Source organism: Mycoplasma sp. 3392 (assembly GCF_053851755.1).
Window position 1 is genome coordinate 42,828 of the sequence record NZ_JBSQBF010000003.1, and the last position, 19,726, is coordinate 62,553.

The following is a 19,726-nucleotide window of genomic DNA, read 5'->3' on the forward strand; positions in this document are numbered from 1 at the left end:
AATGGTAGACTTAATTGATAAAAAAGTAAACAAAATTACTTTAACTAAAGAAGAAATTAACTGAATAATAAATTCTTATACTCAAAATTTAATTCCTGATTATCAAATGTCAGCTTTCTTAATGGCTATTCGTTTGAACTCGATGACCGATAAAGAAACTGCCTATATGACCGAAGCTATGATGAATTCTGGAAAAGTTCTAGATTGATCATATCTAAACACTGATATTGTTGATAAACATTCAACAGGTGGTGTCGGTGACAAAACAAGCCTAGTGTTGATGCCTCTTTTAGCTAGTTTAGGATTAAAAGTAGCAAAGATGTCAGGACGTGGACTTGCACAAACTGGTGGAACTATTGATAAATTGGAATCTATCGAAGGTTTTAAAGTAAGTTTAAGCGACCAAGAATTCAAACAGGCAGTTGAAGAATTAAACATTGCTTTAGTAGGACAAGACGAAAAACTGGTTCCAGCTGATAAGAAAATCTATGCTTTAAGAGATGTTACCGGAACAGTACAATCAATACCTTTAATTGCTTCAAGTATCATGTCTAAAAAACTAGCAACTGGTTCAAATGTTATTTTGTTAGACGTCAAATGTGGTTCAGGGGCTTTTATGAAAAATATTGAGCAGGCTACTGAATTGGGTCAACAAATGATTGATATTGGAAAAAATTTAGGTAAAAAAGTAATGGTTGAAATAACCAATATGCAACAACCTTTAGGTCGTGCTATTGGTAATAAAATTGAAGTTTTGGAAGCAATTGAAACATTAAAAGGGCATGGTCCTGAAGATTTCAAGCAACTAATTTATTCTTCAGCATCAGCATTTTTATTAGAAACTAAAAAAGTTAGTTCAGAAAAACAAGCATACGATCTAATTAAGCAATATCTTGAAAATGGTACTGCTTATAAAATGTTTCTAGCTTGAATTAAAAACCAAGGTGGAAACACTGAAGTTCTTGAATCAAAAGATTGATTTAAGCCACAATATACTTATGAATTAAAGAGTGAAAACGAAGGTTATTTAGAAATTACTAGTGCTCTTGATTTTGGTCTAGCAGCAATGAAACTAGGTGCAGGAAGACAAACAAAAGAAGATATGCTAGATTTCGAAGCAGGAATTTATTTAAACAAAGTGACAAATGAGTATGTTAAAAAAGGTGAAACATTGTTTACTTTTTATTCATCAAAACCAATTAATAATGAGGTTATTGAAGAAATAGAAAAATCATACAAATTCAATCAAAAACCTATTGATAATCCAATTATTTTTAAAAAGATGCGTTAGGAGCAAAATGCAATACAACAGAATGGTGGATCACACCTTACTAAAACCAGAAGCTACTCAAAAAGAAATTGATAAATTAATCAATGAAGCAATCCAATACGATTTCAAAAGTGTGTGTATAAATCCAACTTGAATTAAACATGCCAAAGAAAAATTAGCCAATTCAAATACTATAGTTTGTACAGTAGTAGGTTTTCCATTAGGAGCTATGGTAACACAGGCTAAAGTTCATGAAACAAAATTAGCTTTGGCACACGGAGCCGATGAAATCGATATGGTAATTAATATTGGTCGTTTCAAACAAGGACAATACGATTTTGTTTTAAATGAAATCAAAGAAATTAAAAAAGAATGTAAAGACAAAATTCTAAAAGTAATCATTGAGACTGCTTTATTAACTAACGAAGAAATAAGAAAAGCAACTGAAATAGTTTTAGCTTCAGGAGCGGATTTTGTCAAAACATCAACTGGATTTTCATACCGTGGAGCAAGTTTTGAAGACATCGAAATTATGAAAGATGTTGTAGGTGACAAAATTGAAATTAAAGCAGCCGGTGGAATTAAAACTTGAGAAGATATGGAAAAAATGTACCAGTTGGGTGCAACAAGATTCGGTATGTCAAAATCAGTTGAAATCTTCAAAAAGGACTAATCTTATGGTAAAGATTTTTGATCACCCGCTTATTAAAACGAAATTGACGACAATGCGTCAAAAAGATACACCGCATGAAGAATTTCGTAAAAATCTTAATGAAATTGCTTCATTAATGGTTTTTGAAATAATGCGTGATTACGAACCTAAACAAATATCGATCATTACGCCGACAGAAACGCAAACAACTGGATACATTTTAGATAAAGAAATTGTTATTGTTCCAATTTTAAGAGCAGGACTAGGGATGGTAGATGGAATTTTAAATCTAATTCCACAGGCAAGAGTAGGTCATATTGGCTTATATCGCGATGAAAAAACATTTCAAGTTCATAAATATTTCTACAAAATTCCAGATGTTGCCAAAGACAGTGTTGTAATGGTTGTTGATCCGATGTTAGCAACCGGAACAAGTGCTTACGATGCTATCAATGAGCTAAAAAAAGATGGCTTTAGCAACATTAAACTAGTTTGTTTGGTTGGTGTTGAGCAAGGAATTAAAAAGATTACTTCTTCATTTAGCGATGTTGATATCTTCTTAGCATGTCAAGATTCACATCTAAATGATAAAAAGTACATAATTCCAGGTTTAGGAGATGCAGGTGATCGTATTTTTGGAACCAAGGATTTAAAATTTTAAGCCCAATTTGGGCTTTTTGTATTTTTAGCACATTACATTGTTGAGTGCTAATTTATGCTATAATTAGGACAACTTAGAAAGGAGCAAGAATGCAATACCCATTTATCGGACTAAGAAATGATTTTGTTGCAGTGGGCGAAACTAAAAAAATTAAAGTTGGTAAGACTCGCAGCCTATCGATTTGAAAACATGCTGAAGATCATAATGCCAATGTAATGGCGCTTTTCCCAATTAAACCAAGCAGTCTAAATAAAACTGGTGAATTAACTTTTGATGATTATTTAGAATACGGAACAGTAGTAACTTGAGAACCAGTCAACGGTCAATCAAAAGTAAAAGATATAAACTTCAAAGCACTTAAAAAAGTAAAACTTTTAGAACTAAAGGATTTAACTGTTTTATCAAATGAAGACAGTCCTGAATTAATGTCTAATGCAAGTGCTGTTGTTGAAGAAGTAAGAGAATATGTTTCTGACTTAAATTTAGCTAAAGCATTATTATCAAAACTTGCAAAAGCATTGCAAAAAGTTATCAATAGTGAAAGTTCAGAAGCTTTTACAGCGCCAATTGAAACAATTTATACAGCTGAAGATTTAATGCCTTTTGCTGATATTTTGTTAGGTTCAGTTTCAAAACTGGATTTTGAAGATAGATATAAAATTTTTGAACAAAACGATTATGTTGAAAAACTTTCGTTAGCAATTTCAGGATTTATTAAACTAAGACAATTAAATGTTATTGATGAAGAAATTGATGCTGCTCTAAGAAATGAATTAGACTCACAACAAAAAGAATACTTACTACGTGAAAGAATGAGAATAATTCAAGATTCACTAGGTGGTAATGAAGAAGAAACACAATACGAAAAAACAATCAAAAATAGTGAATTAAATCTACTTTATCCAGATGTTGTTAAAACAACAATTGCCAAAGAAAAAGCACGTATCAAAGAGATGATGCCATCAAGCCCCGAGGCAAATATTGCTAAAAATTATATTGAATTATTACAAGTTTTACCTTGAAGAAAAGTAAAAGCAGAAAATTTAGACATTGAGAATGTAAAAAAAGTTTTAGACTCACAACACTATGGTTTAAAGAAACCAAAAGAAAGAATTTTGGAATTTATTGCTGTAATGAATCACAATAAAGCACAAAATCAACATAAAAATGAATATGTAAAGATTCCTAACGATAAAGATCACCTAATTGACAAAAACTTATTTGTTTCAAAAGAAGGAAGTCTTGTAAATGAAGCAGTAAGACCAATGCCAATCTTGACACTAATTGGTCCTCCAGGGGTAGGAAAAACTACTTTAGTTCGTTCAATTGCTAATGCTCTAGAAAGACCATACATCAAAGTAAGTTTAGGTGGTGTAAAAGATGAATCTGAAATTCGTGGACACCGTCGTACTTATGTAGGGGCAATGCCTGGAAAAATCATTAATGCCATCAAAAAAGCAGGTGTTTCAAACCCAGTTGTTTTATTAGACGAAATTGATAAAATGTCGGCTGATTATCGTGGAGATCCTACTTCAGCACTTTTAGAGGTTTTAGATCCAGAACAAAACGTAAACTTCCAAGATCACTATTTGGACGTTGAATATGATCTTTCGAAAGTGTTGTTTATTGCGACAGCAAACTACTATGATTCAATTCCTGAGGCATTGATCGATAGGGTTGAATTGATTGAATTAAGTTCATACACATCAATTGAAAAACTACAAATTGCTAAGCGTCACTTGCTTCCAAAAGTTCTTGAATTTAACTCATTAACTGAAAAACAATACCAAATTAGCGATGATGTGATTAACTATATCATTAAGTACTACACACTAGAAAGCGGAGTTCGTGAACTAAGTCGTTTACTAGATAAAATCGGTCGTAAAATAGTTGTTAAAATTTTAGACAAAGAAGTAAAAGACGAATTTGTTGTAGATTTAAGTGCAGTTGATGAATTTTTAGGGCCAATCAAATATGATGAGTCTAAAAATGATAAAGAACCACAAATCGGAACAGTTAATGGACTTGCTTGAACTCCATACGGTGGTTCAACACTCCCAATAGAAGTAACAACTTTTGAAGGAAAAGAAGGAATCAAATTGACTGGTTCGCTGAAAGAAGTTATGCAAGAATCGGCACAAATTGCTCTAGGATATGTTAAAGCTAATGCAGAAAAATTTGGCATTGATTTTAAATTTGATGACAACACCATTCACATTCACGTACCTGCAGGGGCAGTTCCTAAAGATGGGCCAAGTGCTGGAGTAACATTTACAACATCGATTATCTCAGCATTGTCGAAACGTCCAGTACCACACACAATTGCCATGACAGGAGAAATTACACTGCGTGGAAAAGTTTTAGCAATTGGTGGACTGAAAGAAAAGTCAGTAGCAGCTTCAAAATTTGGTATCGACACTGTCTTTATTCCACAATCAAACGAAAAAGATTTAGTAAATGTTCCTGATGAAGTTAAAAAAGTAATCAAATTTATTCCAGTCGAACATTACGAACAAATTTTTGACTACATTTTTAAATAATCACTAATCTAGCTTCGGCTAGATTTTTTCTTGCCGGTTTTTGTTATCGAGGCTTTTATGCTAAAATATTTAAGTACTAACCTAGTTGGTACCTATTTTATTAATTTCATCAAGCACCAAAATGGATTTTGATGGTTGTGTCGTATATGATTCCATCATTTCGAAATTTTGGGAAGACAAACAAAGGAAAATTTATGGAAAACAAAAATCAAGAAACAAAAGCTCCAGTACAAGCTGAAGCACAAAAAGAAATCGTTTCAAGAAGTAAACTACTTGAAGCAGGAACATATTTTGGACACCGTGCAAGTGCATGAAATCCAAAAATGAAACCATACCTATACCAAAAAAGACAAGGTATTCACGTTATTGACATTGCTAAAACTCAAAAATCATTAGAATATGCATACAAAATGATTCAAAGAGCAGCGCAAAAAGGTGCTTCATTCATTTTTGTTGGAACTAAAAAACAAGCTAAACAAGCAGTTGAAGAACAAGCAAAAAGAGTTAATTCACCATATGTTGCTGAACGTTGATTAGGTGGAACCTTAACAAACTCAGATACAATCTTCAAAAGTGTTAACTTACTATCAGAACTAGAAGCTAAACAAGCTGGTGGGTATGTAGGATACACCAAAAAAGAAGGATTAAACTTTGACAAAAAAATCGCTAAGTTACAAAGAAACCTAAGTGGTATTCGTCACATGAAAAAAATCCCTAATGTTATGATCGTTGCTTCTCCACTAGCAGATGAAATCGCTATTAAAGAAGCACACAAAAAAGGTGTAAAAGTTTTTGGAATTCTAGACTCAAATGCTGATCCAGATGCAGTTGATTTCGGAATCCCATCTAACGATGACTCAGTAAAATCAATCACCTTAATCCTAACAATCCTAGCTGATGCTATTGCAACAGGAAGAGGACAAAATGCATTATTTGCTTACCAAAATGATGATGCTATTGTTTTACCTGAAGATCCTAAAAAAGAAGTAGCAAACGACCAACCAAAAAGAAATTTCCGTCGTCCTAACAATTCAAAAGGAGAATAATCATGGCCGCAGAACCAAAATTAATTAAAGAACTAAGAGACCGTACCAATGCTGGTTTCCTAGACTGTAAAAAAGCTTTAGAAGAAACAAACAATGACATTGAAAAAGCAATTGTTTGACTACAAGAAAAAGGTGTAGCTAAAGCCGCTAAAAAAGCAGGAAGAGTTGCTGCTGAAGGTATTGTTCGTGCAGCTAAAAACGACAAATATGCTGTTTTATTTGAATTAAACTCTGAAACAGACTTCGTTGCTAAAAATGAATTATTCCAATCTCTAGTAAGTGAAATCGAAAACGTTTTTCTATCTAATGATTTCGAAACTCTAGAAGACGTAATGAAATTAAAAATTGGATCAGAAACTGTTGAACAAAAAGTTACTGATGCAACGGCAAAAATTGGAGAAAAAATTACTCTACGTCGTGTAGTTAAAATTACTCCTGCTGCAGGTGAAGTAGTTGCTGCTTATACTCACGCTAACAATCGTATTGCATCAGCTGTTTTAGTTAAAGGATCAAATGCTGAATCAGCTCGTAATGTTGCAATGCACGTTGCTGCTTTAAATCCAAACTACGATACAGAAAATGATTTACCAGCTGAATTAAAAGCTCAAATTGAAGAAGAAGCTTTAGCAGATGTTAAATCAAATCCAAAATGAGATAAATTGCCAGAAAAAGTGCAAAAAAGTATGCTTGAAGGTAAATTACGTAAAGCTTACGATGAAAAAGGAATTTTATTATTCCAAGCATTTGTTATGGAAGACTCAAAAACTGTTGCTCAATATTTAAATGACAACCAACTATCACTAGTTGAATCATTCCGTATTGAAGTTGGAGAAGGTATTGAAGTTAAAGTAGTTGACTTTGCTGCTGAAGTTGCAGAACAAATGAAAGCTGCTTAATAAAAAAAGATATTTTTTAAGGTAGAATCGTTTGATTCTATCTTTTTTGTTTTCTATGTGCTTAACTTGGACAAGTGAAAAATACTATACAATTAATAATTATGAGAAGTAGTTGAAAAGAAAATAATTTAGGTTATCAAGATGGTTTAAAAATAATGCAGGATAAGGAGATGTTTTCATACTCAGTTGACACTATTTTGCTAGGAAATTTTTGTACTTTAAATCGCTCAGTAACAAATATCCTAGAAGTAGGAACTAACAATGCAGCCTTGAGTATTTTCGTTGCTCAAAGAAGTGAAAAAATCAAAATTGATGCCATCGAAATACAACCAAGAGCAGTAGAAATTGCCAATTTTAATGTAACAAAGAATAATCTTGAAAACAAAATTGCCATAATTGAAGCAGATTTTAATGACTATGCACAAGAATATGCTTATAGAGTGGGCAATAAATTAGCAAAAAAATATGATCTTATAATTTGTAATCCCCCTTACTATAAAGTTGATGCAAACATCAAAAGAAAATCCTCTACTTCTTTTCAAGAAATTGCTACTCATGAGATTTATCTAAATTTAGATCAATTATGTGCTGGTTCAAGAAAAATAATTGAACAAAATGGATATTTATCTGTAGTTTTGCCTATTAATCGTTTTGTAGACTGCCTTGAAGCAATGAAAAAACATGGTTTTGAACCAAAAAGAATTCAATTAGTCTTTCCACGTGTTAGTGCTACTCCTAAATTTTGCTTAATAGAAGCAATGTTTACAAAAAATGTAGGGACTGAATTTTTACCTAACATTTACTTGCATCCCGAAGATAAAAAACAACACGTTTACACTGACGAAGTTAAAAAACTTTACGTTCCGATTAAAACTAAAAAATAACAAAAAAAAGAACAGGAGATAAAAGCCTCTTGTTCTTTTCATTATGCTTGTTGTTTATCCTGTTTTGCTAAATATTTAGCTACTTGTGCATCTTTGTGTTCTATGTAAGAAAGTGCGAATTGCTTTGAAACACGAACCAAAAGGCAAGGAGGCGTTTTTAAAGCAAAACTAAATCTTGCAACTTCATTATTTTCTACTTCGCTGGTTATGTAAGCAACTTTTTCATCATTGTATTCTTGCTTGCTAAAATCAGTATCTAAAGCAATGAAATCAATATATTTATTAGTTTCGGGGTCGATAAATTCTTTTTTTAGTGCTGGATTACTGATATAAATAATTGCTTGAGTAGTAAAATCAGTGTTTTTAACAAAGTCTTCCATCGAAGCTAAGATGGTAACTTCTTGATTGTTGTTAGTATTATTTGAAGAATTTTGTGTATTTTCAATTTTTGCATCCTCACTAACATAATCTTCATCATCAATCACTTTGTTATCCAAAAAGACCATACTGTCATCATACATTTTAGAAGCAGATAAATTAATATCAAAACCACCATAAATTACTTGATTATTTATCGCAAGTGATTTTAGTTCTAAAATGTTGCTATTTTTTGTAACATTAAGTATTGTTGGATTTTGTATTTCTATTTCATTTGGTTTATCTAAACCAGGATAGCTAACAATATATTTACCATTCTCAATCTTAACCATATTTTGTGGAAGATTTATGTATTCATTGTTAGCATCGAAAGCAAAGAGTGTTTTAGTTTTATTTTCTGCAGGATATGTAATTACTTGAAGTTTATTTTTGTTAGTTAGAAATTTGATTGTGTCATCTAAGTTTTTGTGTTGTTCAATCAAGATTTCGTCACCTATTTTCACCAAATTTCAAGGATCCTCAGATAGTGCAATAGATACTTTGTTTGCTTTGGCTTTTTGAACGCTTATTCAATTTGTTATATCTTCATCCTTTTGTTCAAAAGGGTTCAAAATATGAGTAATGAACTTACTAAAAAATGTTTGTGTTCAGTCAACGAATAAAAATTTGATTAGTTTTGAGTTACTAGACAGCTCACCGAGTGCCATTCCCTTCATATATAGTTTTAGTTGTTCAGAGTTGAATGGTAATGTTTGTAATGAACTAGATGTTAAATTTATATCGGCAATTAAACGTCGTTTTTCGATTGGATTGATTCAAAGAGATTTGTTAATGTCTTCTTTCATTTCATTGATTCAAGCGAAATTTTTATCTGTAATTTTTATATCTTCAGATGCTTCAACTGTTTTATCAACTAAATCACTTTCTGGTTGAATTCATTTTTCTTCTTTAACAGGATCTTTTTCATTTGTACTGTTACAACTTATTGCTACTAGTGGCAAAGAAGTAGTTGCAACTGTAATTAAAGGCAGTAAGAATTTAAATTGTTTTTTCATATGTTAATGTTTAACCTACTTTAATAGTTGTTGGTCAGATTGCATTTGGTACTAATTCTTCAAGTTTGAATTTCATTACTTCTTTTGTGTCATTTGAATAACAATATACTAAACTATCAGGTTTCATAAATTCACACATTACTTGACGACATCCAGCGCATGGAAATACTGGTTTTTCAGAAGATGAAATAATGTGAATTTCTTTGAATGTTCCTACTTTGGCACCTTGTACTGGTGCTGAGAATAGTGCACTTCTTTCAGCACATAATCCAGATGGAAAAGCAATGTTTTCACAATTGACTCCTCAGTATTGATTATCATTTTCATCAATTGCTAAAGCAGACACATGAAATTTTGAGTATGGAGCATAAGCTTTGTCAAGATTTTGACGTAATTTTTGTAAATCTATTTTCATACTTTAAATTTTAGCAAATGGTTAATCTAGATTAGGCTAATTAATAATTTTTTTGGACTCGGACGGCAATATATTTTTACAAATTTTTATACTAAATGTGGTATTATTTATAAGCATTCAAAGCAAAAAGAAGATTCATTTCTCACCTGGGTTTTATTAAATCGGGTTGCTACTATATGTTTTTTTATGTAGTGGAGAAGTGGATTAATACCACTTTTTTATTTTTAAAGGAGATAGTTATTCAATCTAACGACAATAAAGACAAAAGACCAAAATCAGAACACGTTTTAAACGAACAAATTCCTTACAAGAAGGTGTTTGTTCTAGATAGTGACGGAGAAAAAATTGGTGTTATGTCACGTGATGAAGCAATCGAAAGAGCAAAAAGCGAAAAGAAAGACTTAGTTTTAATTTCAATTGCTGACAACAAACCAATTACAAAAATTCTTGATTACGGAAAATTTAAATACGACCGTAAGAAAAAAGCTAAACAAGCTAAAGAAAAACAATCAGTCACAGTTAATCGTGAGGTTCGTCTAACTGCTATGATTGGTGATCATGACTTGCAAACTAAAGCACGTAAGTCTCGTGAATTTCTACTAAATGGTGATCGGGTAAAAGTTTCTCTAAAGTTTAGAGGTAGAGAAATGCAAAGACCAGAAATTGGTCAAGAAGTTTTAATGAAGTTTTACCAAGCAGTCGAAGATATTGCTAAAATCACTAAAGAACCTACTCTAACCAATGAAAAATTTCTAGATATGTATTTAGAAAAAGATAAGAAAAAAGTGAAACCAAATTCAAACAAAGGAGAAAACAGCGATGCCAAAAATGAAGACTAAAAAAGCGTTAGCTAAACGTATCAAAATCACTGGTAGCGGAAAAGTTAAACGTGGAAAAGCTTATCGTTCACACCTAGCTCAAAATAAATCAACAAAACAAAAAAGACAATCTCGTAAATCTGGAATGATTTCAAAATCAGATTACAAGAGAATTAAAGAATTAATCTAGAAAGGAACTTATTATGCGTGTAAAAGGCGGAACAGTTACAAGAGCTAGAAGACAAAAATGAATTAAATTAGCTAAAGGATACTGAGGACACAAATCAATCGGTTACAAAGTTGCAAAACAAGCGGTTGTTAAATCATGAACATATGCATTTAGAGACCGTAAACAAGTAAAAAGAGAATTCAGAAAACTATGAATCGCTCGTATTAATGCGGCTTCAAGACCTTTAGGATTAACATATTCACGTTTAATCGATGGACTTAAAAAAGCTAACGTGGTTATCAATAGAAAAATGCTTTCTGAACTAGCAATTAACCACCCAAAAACTTTTGAACAAATCGTTGAAAAAGCTAAAGCAGCTTTATACTAATATTCACTTTGAAAGTAGCAATGTGCTACTTTTTTAATTATAATTTTTACAAAAAAAGGAACAACATGCGCTTTATTGTTAATAAAAAAGAAAATAATTACTTCATTTTAGACCAGGAAACTATTCATCACTTAAGAGTTGCTAGACAATTTAACAAAACATTTATTTGCGTTTATGAAAATGAATTTTATCAGTGCCGCTATGAAGACCAAAAAGCTTATATTATCGAAAAATTAGACTTAAACCATGAGTTCAGTAAGCCTGTTGGTTTAGCAGTTAGTTTAATAAATTGAAAAAACTTTGAATTAATTTTACAAAAGGCAACAGAATTAGGTGTCAGTCATATTTATCCGTTCAAAAGTCGTTACAGCGAAATGAAGGTTGATGATTTTGAAAACAAAAGAAAACGCTTTGAGAAAATTATTTTTGAAGCCTGCCAACAATCATTTCGTAACAAAATACCTTCATTAAGTTCAGTGTTAAATTTTGAAGATGTATTAGCAATTAAAGATTTTGACCACCGTTATATTGCTCATGAAAAAAATCAAAGCGAAGGACATAAATTTTTCTTACCATCTTCATTGTTTTTAATTGGACCTGAAGGTGGTTTTAGTGATGAAGAAGTAAATAAAGCTATTCATGCCGGTTTTGAATCAATTAAATTAACTAAAACAATTCTTCGTGCTGAGACTGCTGCTCTTTATGTAATTGCAAAAGTACATGATGAATAGATAAAAAGTGTGATTTTTTGGTAAAATTAAATCACTAGATTTTGCAAAATTCTAGCTCACGAAATGCGCACAAAAGCTCTAATAGTTCCGAGTAAAAAGCTTTTGTTAGTCCCGAAATGAATAAATCATTTATGCGCTATATTTATTTTTTAAATTAGCACCATTTTGAGTGTTAAACAAGTTTACAAAATTTTAACAAAATTACCTTTTTTTGTTATAATGTTAAAGCATTTATTTTTTTAAATTAAATTACATAAGGAAAGCACATGCGTCAAACTACAATCGTTAAACACTTAGAAGTTGAAAAAAAATGATACCTAATTGACGCTAAAGACTTAGTTTTAGGACGTCTAAGCGCGCAAGTGGCATCAATTCTAAGAGGAAAAAATAAACCTTCATTCACACCAAACGTGGATATGGGAGATAATGTAATCATTATCAACGCTGACAAAGTTAAATTGACAGCAAAAAAAGAAGAAGATAAAATTTACTACAGCTACTCAGGATACCCTGGAGGGCTAAAGAAAATTAATGCTAAAAACCTAAGAGCTAAAAAACCTATTGCTTTAATTGAAAAAGCAGTTAAAGGAATGCTACCACACACCAAATTAGGACACAAACAATTCAATAACTTATATGTTTATGCAGGAAGTGAACACCCACACCAAGCACAACAACCAGAAGTTTTAGAGGTTAAATAATGGCAGATGTAAGATACTACGGTCTAGGACGTCGTAAAAGCTCAGTAGCAAGAGTTTACTTAGTTCCTGGAAATGGAAAATTCACAATCAATGGAAAAGAAGCAAGAGAATACTTAAATAGTGATATACTATTAAAAGATGCTTCTCAACCATTTGGATTAACAGAAACAACTGCTAAATATGATGTTATTGCTAATGTTAACGGTGGTGGACTAAGTGGACAGGCTGGAGCTGTTAGACTAGGGATTGCGAGAGCATTATTAGAAGTAAATAAAGATTTTCGTCCAGCATTAAAACAAGCAGGAATGTTAACACGTGACGCTAGAGTTAAAGAACGTAAAAAATTCGGATTACGTAAAGCGCGTCGTGCAAGACAATTCTCAAAACGTTAATACAAATTGGCGATGTTTCGCCAATTACATGCGAGCGTAGCTCAGCTGGTTAGAGCACACGACTGATAATCGTGAGGTCGATGGTTCAAGTCCATTCGTTCGCACCATTTCATTAAGTTGACCTAAACAGCCAAACGGCTGTTTTCTTTTACAAAGTGCCACTTTAGTTTAACAGGCAAAACGGGTATCTCGTAAGTATCTATCACAAGTTCGAGTCTTGTAAGTGGCACCATATGTCAAAAGGCAAAATAAAAAATCACTCTTTCAGTAAAAAGTACTGTATATGAGTGATTTTTTTAATATTTATTGTGTGCTCTTTGATGATTAATTTGATTCTTTCTCGCAAAACTGGCTAATATTTCTTCTTCACTAATATTAGCAACTTTAGCAAGTCCTAAGTATAGTCTATAGCAATATGTTAAATTTTTACTATTTAATTCATCTAGCAGTTTAGTACTTGCTTTATACACTTCTGCCAGTTGACGACTGAATGTCTTAGCTAATACTAATGGTTCAATAATAGGACTAATATGCATAGATGCGCTTAAAGAACTCAGAAAGTGAATTCCGTCTGCATACTCTTCTAAAAGTGCTTGACGGTTAATATTTTTGTGAACTTTTCAGTATTTAAATTCTTGAAACTCGTTAGCAAATTCACCAATTTCGACAATTAAAGCTATTACACATTTCAATTTTAAATCTTGCTCACCTGGAGCAATATTTTTACTAAATTCTTCATCTAAATCTTTTTGAGCAGCGAAAATATGTTCTAAATTCATGTATTTTATTATATATGATATACGTATTTTTGCTATATAATATTAGTTATGCCCGTGTGGCGAAATGGTAGACGCAGTTGACTCAAAATCAACCGAAGAGATTCATGCTGGTTCGAGTCCAGTCACGGGCACCAAAGCGCAGTAAAGCGACCAAACTTTTTTATTTTTTATAAAATAAAAAATTATATTTGTGTATAATATTAAAGCAATCTAAGCAGAGTTGCCCAGGTGGCGGAATAGGTAGACGCAAGGGACTTAAAATCCCTCGGTGGCAACACCGTGCTGGTTCAAGTCCAGTTCTGGGCACCATGATATGCGCCCTTAGCTCAGCAGGTAGAGCAAATGGCTTTTAACCATTGGGTCAGAGGTTCGAATCCTCTAGGGCGTACCATTTCAAGAAATTGACCAAAATAGCCTTCACGGCTATTTTTTTTGTATCTTTCTCACATTTTTCTCATTTTTTCCCATTTAACAATCCGTGTTGTTTTTGTGTTGTTTAATTAGGTTGAGGTAAACGAAAATGATAATTTATAAATATGGAAAAATTGTTCACACTAATAAAAATTACATTATTTTAGAAAACAACCGAGTTGGAGAACTAATTTATGTTCCAATGGTTGAGAGATTTAAAAAAGACGAAAATATGAAAGTTTTTGTCCATGAGTACGAGACAGAACACTTTAAAACAACGTATGGATTTGAAAATTTCAAGGAATTAGTAGTCTTTGAAGATCTGCTTTCAATACAAGGAATTGGACCTAAAACTGCATTATCAGTACTAAATATAGGTTGAGAAAAAGTAGTTGAATATGTTGCTAGTGCAAACATTAACAAATTGAATTCAATTCCTTATCTAAGTAACCGCTCAGCAAGACAACTGATCTTTGAATATCAACCTAAATATGAAAAATTCTTGCAAAAGAAAACTCCTGAAGATGAAACAGAAAACAATGAGTTTGAAGCAACTAAAGGAGAAAATAAGACTATTGTTTCAGAAAATGCTCATAACATCGAAAAAAGTTTGCGTATCTTAGGGTTTAGAAATAGTCAGATAAAAGAAGCTATGCAAGAAATAAATGTTGATCAAGAACTTGATAAAGCTGTTGAAGAAGCAATTAAAGTAATTTCATCAAAACACGCCAATAATGCAATTATTCAAAATTAGTACTTTCGATGAATTTATCGGGCAAGATAAAATTAAAGAAACTTTGAAGGTTATGATCGATTCAGCAGATAAACAGCACAAGCTAATTGATCATTTACTTTTTTATGGTCCGCCAGGATTAGGGAAAACGTCCTTAGCAACAATTATCGCTAACGAAACTAAGAGAAATATAGTTTTCGTTCAAGGACCTTTACTAGAAAAACGCAGTGATTTAATCACTATGTTTTCATCTATTCAAGAAAACGACATCATTTTTATTGATGAAATTCATTCTGTCAACAAAACCTTGCACGAATTGTTGTATTCTGCAATGGAAGAAGGTAAAATTGATATTGTTTTAGGTGTAGATGGTGACAAAAAAATCATGCGTTTAAAACTTAATAATTTTAGTCTAATTGCTGCTACAACTAAGTTTGAATTTCTCACTCAACCACTTAAAGATAGGTTTGGATACATTGCTAGACTCAAAAATTACAGTAACGCTGAAATATGCAAAATAATTGAAAATTCTGCTTTGAAAACCAATATGAAAATAGACCCAGAAGCCATTAATTTTATTGCAAAAAATTCTCGTTTCACGCCGAGAATCGCTAACAATTTATTAAAGAGATGTCATGATTTTACACTATATGAAAACCATGATGTAATAACAAAATCAATGGTTCAAAAGACTTTTGATTATTTAGGGGTTTTTAGTCTAGGTTTTAGTGATTTACAGATACAATATTTAAAAACGTTAGTTACTATTTTTGACCAAAAACCTGCTTCTTTGGATGCTATATGTAGTCTTTTACGTGAAAGTAGGCAAACAATATTGCATGATGTTGAACCGCATTTATTAGCTAACAAGTTTATTATCAAAACTTTCAGAGGACGAATGATTACATCAAAAGGAGTTGATTACATAAGTCAATACATCTAATTTTTATTATTCTAGCAAGGTTTAATCATAGATTAAAAACCTGGCTTTCTAGTATAATTTAAAAATATGAATTACGAAAACAATAAAAATCCAAAAAACAAGCTAAGATGACTGATTACTTACGTTGGAGTGTTGTTAATTTCGATTGCATTAATAATTGCAGTATCATTAGGTTTTAAAAGTAGTAATTCAAATGCTAATTCAACCGTTAAGCAAGCTAATGTAGTTCTTAAAATTGACACTTCTGACAATGAAAACTTGAGTGAAAACACTTCCTTTTCTAACCAGGAAGTTTTTGGTGGTATTGAAAAGTTGCTTTCATACGGAAACCTTAATGAAAATTATCGTTTGTATGACGGTAATGGAGTTTTAAAATTAGAAACAAATATTAACAATGACTACGATTTAAATGAACTTGTTAATAAATTAGCGAATAAATCATACATTGTTGTAACCGATTCAACAGGAACTCCTTTATTTTACAAAAACCAATATTTCAAACCAGGTTCAAATGACAATGTAAGTTTGGATAAATTGCTTAAGGGTAATGAAGCAGACTTTGCATTGCCTTTAGAAAATAATCCAGCAAATTGAAATACCAAGCAAGCTTCTAATCGAGTATCTTTACTTCTAAGTGACAAAGGTAATCACCAATTAGATTTATTAAAACAGGACTACCAAAATCAAAGAATTTATTTCTGGATTAATCTTAAAAAGTTTGTTAATTTAGCAGAAAATCAATTTGCTTCTGATTGAGCTGCGGCAAATAAAAATCCAGTTAACTTTGCATACGAGAATAATAATGCAGTTGGTTCATATGATCAAACTACTAAAAAAGTTAAAGAACCAGTATTAAAAAATGATTCACTTAATGCAAGTAAATATTTAGTATCAGTTTCTTCTCCGTCGGTGATGACTTATGCAAAACCAGGAGATAAAATCATCTACTTATTCAACAATTATCAAGCATACTCAAACAAAGAATTAAGCGCAATCATTAATTATGCCTATTCACCTTATCAATTAAAAGTTTTAGCAACTAATTACGCGACAAAAACCTTTAATTACCAAGCGATTAAGTTTGTTTTAATTATTGTTTTCGCAATTATTGGTTTCTATCTAATTTTCAATTACAGAATATTAGGGTTGATTTCTTCTTTAGCTTTTGGATTAAATGGATTAGTAATTTATTTAGTGCTAACAAGTTTTGGAATTTCTTTAAGTCCATTATTAATTGCAGGTCTAATAACAACACTACTAATTGCATTTGGACTAATGAATAATTCTTTAGCTAGATTTAAACGTGAAATAGTCAAAAAAATGACACCTTCTAAAGCAATTCAAAAATCACAAAAAACAACTTTGTTTGCTTCGTTTGACACTCTGCTTTGTTTAGTTGTAGCATCAATCATGGCTTTATACCTAAGCATCAATGTTGTTTCTGTCTTTGCTTCAATGGTGATAGTTGCTTCTATTTTTACAACTATAATCATTATTGGGTTAAATAACATTATCATTTATAACTTAACAAATGTTGATCATTTTGCTTACTATCCTTGATTATTATCTTTAACAAAAGAGTTTAGATTTAAATCAAAAATTGCATTAAATTTTGTATCTAAATACAACACAATCTTTTTCGCTTTAGTTTTACCAATTGCTTTCATCATTCTATTTTCACATGGAACTAGTTTTGAAAGATCATTAGATTTATCACCACTATTGCAGACAACAAATAACTATGCAATTACAACCCTTGATGGAATCACACAAAGCACTGCTTTAGCGGTTCAAAAACAGTTAAGTGCATTGAATATCGAAAATGTGCAAATAATGCAAAATTCATTAGATAACAACACATACACAATGTTAGTTTCTTCTTCACAATCGTTAGATTTAGCAACAGCATTGAATTCGACTGATTTAGCAAACAATTTTATTCTTGAAAATTGAACTTGATCAACTAAAGGATTTTTAAGACAATTAGGATTTTCTTGAATACCACTAATTGTGTCTCTTCTTTTAGTAGGTATCTATATCTGAATTCGTTATTCATTGATAACAACTCTAATTTATTTCATCAAAGAATATAATGTTTTTCTATTAACTATTGCTTTAATGATTATTTTCAAAATTAAATTTGATTACAATCTTGCTCTAATCTTCTTTATTGCACATGTTTTTGTTATTTACTCACATTTAATGAGTGCTAATAAAATTAAAATTCTTACTCACCAAGATACAAATCTAAAAAATTACATTTATTCTCCAGAACAAATCAAAACAATTGTCAAAAAATTGATCAATCAATCATTTAGAACATCTGTTTGATTCTTGATTTTAGTGTCGATAATTTCATTGTCATTAGCATTTACAACCAGTGAAATGCAAAATGTGTTTTTAGCAATTTTATTAATCAATCTATCAATTTTTAGTTTTGATTTCTTGCTTGCACCACTTCTATGACAATGAATGTTAACCAACAAGTTTGCTCGCAAACAAAAACGTATTGATACTTTCTATTGATCTACTTCAAAAGTTGAAGAACAAGAATTTAGTACAATCAATGATTTCAATAAGTAAGGAGAAAATATGTATCAAAAAGTAAAAGGAACAAAAGATATTTTTGGTCAGGAAGCAAATTTATATTTACAGATAGTCGATACATTTAAGAATATTTGTCAAAAATATTCTTTTTCTTATATAGAGACACCTATCATCGAACACACTGAATTATTTGTTCGCTCTGCTGGTGAATTCAGCGACATTGTAAATAAAGAAATGTATTCTTTCCAAACACGCGGAGAAAAAATGATTAGTCTTCGTCCTGAAGGTACTGCTCCAGTAATTCGCAGTGTTGTTGAAAACAAGTTAGCAACAAATAATTACTTAAAAGTTTTTTATTATGGCAATATGTACCGTTATGAGCGTCCACAAAAAGGTCGTTATCGCGAATTTAGACAAGGCGGGGTAGAATTTCTTGCTCCCAAAAGTGTTGACACTAATTTTGAAATAATTAAGTTGGCAAGTGATTTTCTAAACCAAATTAACATCAAAGATTTTGTTTTAGAAATTAATTCATTAGGTTCTGATGCTTCGCGTAAAACATACACTCAACATTTACAGAAATATTTTGCTAAGTATCAAGACAAATTGTCTGAAATCAATAAAAAGAGATTAGAAAATAATGTTTTAAGAATTTTAGATGATAAAGAACAAAATGATTTGGATTTTGTCAAAAATGCACCACAATTATGAGATTTTCTTTCACAACATGAAAAAGATGACTTTAATTCATTATGTAAATTATTGGAAAAGCACAACATCAACTATTCTGTTAATAAATCTTTAGTTCGAGGACTGGATTATTACAATGACATAGTTTTTGAATTTGTATCCACTTCACAAGCGCTGGGAACAAAATCTACTATTTTAGCTGGTGGACGTTATGATGGGATGTTAAAACAGTTAGGTGGACCTGATGTTGATTCAATTGGTTTTGCCTTTGGAATGGAAAGATTAGTTGAAATCTTGACACATAACAATTCAAACAAAAACTATTCGCAATACAAAAAAGTTTTAGTGGCTTATTTAAATGAAGATGAAAAAGAGGAAATGACAAATTTAGTTAGTCAACTAAGAAGCAGTAATGCCAAATTGAGTATTGAAATTTTCTATGAGCCTCTTTCAATTAAAAAAATGTTTAAAAAAGCAGAGCAAATTGAAGCAGACATCATCATTTTCAAAGAGTTAAATCAAGCTAAAAATCACTATAAGATTAAATATGTTGACAAAGGAAAAACCTTACTGTCTGAAAAAACAATTGAGCTAAAAAATATCGAACAATTTATTGAGGAAATTTAA

General features: G+C 31.2%; 20 protein-coding genes and 5 tRNA genes. 22 read left to right on the plus strand and 3 right to left on the minus strand.

From position 1 onward, the window contains the following. Position 1: 1 nt before the first annotated feature. From ACWXVV_RS02335 to ACWXVV_RS02365, 7 genes are all read left to right on the plus strand, one after another. Positions 2-1,291 carry a thymidine phosphorylase gene (locus tag ACWXVV_RS02335; protein ID WP_438341685.1) on the plus strand — a complete coding sequence of 430 codons (1,290 nt, stop codon included), beginning with the start codon at positions 2-4 and terminating at the stop codon, positions 1,289-1,291. Positions 1,292-1,298: 7 nt separating this feature from the next. After that, positions 1,299-1,943 carry a deoxyribose-phosphate aldolase gene (gene deoC / locus ACWXVV_RS02340; RefSeq protein WP_438341686.1) on the plus strand — a complete coding sequence of 215 codons (645 nt, stop codon included), beginning with the start codon at positions 1,299-1,301 and terminating at the stop codon, positions 1,941-1,943. Between the two features lie 4 nt (positions 1,944-1,947). Next, positions 1,948-2,583, plus strand: coding sequence for a uracil phosphoribosyltransferase (upp, locus tag ACWXVV_RS02345; protein WP_455978741.1), 636 nt, complete (start codon positions 1,948-1,950; stop codon positions 2,581-2,583). 89 nt (positions 2,584-2,672) lie between these two features. Further along, on the plus strand, positions 2,673-5,123 hold the full coding sequence (gene lon / locus ACWXVV_RS02350) for an endopeptidase La (RefSeq protein WP_455978740.1): 2,451 nt from the start codon (positions 2,673-2,675) through the stop codon (positions 5,121-5,123). A 194-nt stretch (positions 5,124-5,317) separates the two neighbouring features. After that, entirely contained in the window at positions 5,318-6,169 is an 852-nt protein-coding gene (gene rpsB, locus ACWXVV_RS02355) for a 30S ribosomal protein S2 (RefSeq protein WP_455984674.1), read from the plus strand. Between the two features lie 2 nt (positions 6,170-6,171). Beyond that, positions 6,172-7,065, plus strand: a complete 894-nt coding sequence (tsf, locus tag ACWXVV_RS02360; RefSeq protein ID WP_438341689.1) for a translation elongation factor Ts — start codon at positions 6,172-6,174, stop codon at positions 7,063-7,065. A 101-nt stretch (positions 7,066-7,166) separates the two neighbouring features. Continuing rightward, positions 7,167-7,949, plus strand: a complete 783-nt coding sequence (locus ACWXVV_RS02365) for a methyltransferase (protein WP_438341690.1) — start codon at positions 7,167-7,169, stop codon at positions 7,947-7,949. Between the two features lie 41 nt (positions 7,950-7,990). On the opposite strand, the gene ACWXVV_RS02370 is transcribed toward ACWXVV_RS02365, so the two are convergent. Next, positions 7,991-9,382 (minus strand): hypothetical protein, encoded by a 1,392-nt coding sequence (locus ACWXVV_RS02370; RefSeq protein WP_455984675.1) that lies wholly within the window; start codon positions 9,380-9,382, stop codon positions 7,991-7,993. Between the two features lie 10 nt (positions 9,383-9,392). Further along, complete coding sequence (gene cdd / locus ACWXVV_RS02375; RefSeq protein WP_455967986.1) at positions 9,393-9,797, minus strand: cytidine deaminase; 405 nt, start codon at positions 9,795-9,797, stop codon at positions 9,393-9,395. Between the two features lie 191 nt (positions 9,798-9,988). On the opposite strand from cdd, the gene infC reads away from it, so the two are divergent. The 8 genes from infC (at position 9,989) to ACWXVV_RS02415 (ending at position 13,228) form a co-directional block, all read left to right on the plus strand. Then, a complete protein-coding gene (gene infC / locus ACWXVV_RS02380) occupies positions 9,989-10,636 on the plus strand; it encodes a translation initiation factor IF-3 (RefSeq protein ID WP_455967985.1) in 648 nt (215 codons plus the stop codon). Then, positions 10,617-10,805, plus strand: a complete 189-nt coding sequence (gene rpmI / locus ACWXVV_RS02385) for a 50S ribosomal protein L35 (RefSeq protein WP_438341694.1) — start codon at positions 10,617-10,619, stop codon at positions 10,803-10,805. The genes infC and rpmI overlap by 20 nt, the downstream gene beginning before the upstream one ends. Before the next feature lie 10 nt (positions 10,806-10,815). After that, positions 10,816-11,172 carry a 50S ribosomal protein L20 gene (gene rplT / locus ACWXVV_RS02390; protein WP_438341806.1) on the plus strand — a complete coding sequence of 119 codons (357 nt, stop codon included), beginning with the start codon at positions 10,816-10,818 and terminating at the stop codon, positions 11,170-11,172. A gap of 65 nt (positions 11,173-11,237) precedes the next feature. Next, positions 11,238-11,903: a 16S rRNA (uracil(1498)-N(3))-methyltransferase gene (locus ACWXVV_RS02395; RefSeq protein ID WP_455967983.1), complete on the plus strand. Its 666-nt coding sequence runs from the start codon at positions 11,238-11,240 to the stop codon at positions 11,901-11,903. Positions 11,904-12,169: 266 nt separating this feature from the next. Next, a complete protein-coding gene (gene rplM, locus ACWXVV_RS02400) occupies positions 12,170-12,604 on the plus strand; it encodes a 50S ribosomal protein L13 (RefSeq protein ID WP_438341696.1) in 435 nt (144 codons plus the stop codon). After that, positions 12,604-12,996 carry a 30S ribosomal protein S9 gene (gene rpsI / locus ACWXVV_RS02405; RefSeq protein WP_438341697.1) on the plus strand — a complete coding sequence of 131 codons (393 nt, stop codon included), beginning with the start codon at positions 12,604-12,606 and terminating at the stop codon, positions 12,994-12,996. The genes rplM and rpsI overlap by 1 nt, the downstream gene beginning before the upstream one ends. A gap of 30 nt (positions 12,997-13,026) precedes the next feature. Next, positions 13,027-13,103 (plus strand) — tRNA-Ile (locus tag ACWXVV_RS02410). Between the two features lie 50 nt (positions 13,104-13,153). After that, a tRNA-Thr gene (locus ACWXVV_RS02415) sits at positions 13,154-13,228 on the plus strand. A gap of 64 nt (positions 13,229-13,292) precedes the next feature. On the opposite strand, the gene ACWXVV_RS02420 is transcribed toward ACWXVV_RS02415, so the two are convergent. Then, a complete protein-coding gene (locus tag ACWXVV_RS02420; protein WP_438341698.1) occupies positions 13,293-13,775 on the minus strand; it encodes a dUTP diphosphatase in 483 nt (160 codons plus the stop codon). Positions 13,776-13,825: 50 nt separating this feature from the next. On the opposite strand from ACWXVV_RS02420, the gene ACWXVV_RS02425 reads away from it, so the two are divergent. The 7 genes from ACWXVV_RS02425 (at position 13,826) to hisS (ending at position 19,726) form a co-directional block, all read left to right on the plus strand. Continuing rightward, positions 13,826-13,909, plus strand: a tRNA-Leu gene (locus ACWXVV_RS02425). 88 nt (positions 13,910-13,997) lie between these two features. After that, a tRNA-Leu gene (locus ACWXVV_RS02430) sits at positions 13,998-14,084 on the plus strand. A gap of 6 nt (positions 14,085-14,090) precedes the next feature. Next, a tRNA-Lys gene (locus ACWXVV_RS02435) sits at positions 14,091-14,166 on the plus strand. Between the two features lie 129 nt (positions 14,167-14,295). After that, positions 14,296-14,940, plus strand: coding sequence for a Holliday junction branch migration protein RuvA (gene ruvA, locus ACWXVV_RS02440; protein WP_438341699.1), 645 nt, complete (start codon positions 14,296-14,298; stop codon positions 14,938-14,940). Then, the gene (ruvB, locus tag ACWXVV_RS02445; RefSeq protein ID WP_455984676.1) at positions 14,921-15,862 is read left to right on the plus strand and encodes a Holliday junction branch migration DNA helicase RuvB; all 942 of its coding nucleotides are present in this window, start codon (positions 14,921-14,923) and stop codon (positions 15,860-15,862) included. The genes ruvA and ruvB overlap by 20 nt, the downstream gene beginning before the upstream one ends. A gap of 66 nt (positions 15,863-15,928) precedes the next feature. Beyond that, positions 15,929-18,445, plus strand: a complete 2,517-nt coding sequence (secDF, locus tag ACWXVV_RS02450; RefSeq protein WP_438341701.1) for a protein translocase subunit SecDF — start codon at positions 15,929-15,931, stop codon at positions 18,443-18,445. 9 nt (positions 18,446-18,454) lie between these two features. Next, positions 18,455-19,726 (plus strand): histidine--tRNA ligase, encoded by a 1,272-nt coding sequence (gene hisS, locus ACWXVV_RS02455; protein WP_455984677.1) that lies wholly within the window; start codon positions 18,455-18,457, stop codon positions 19,724-19,726.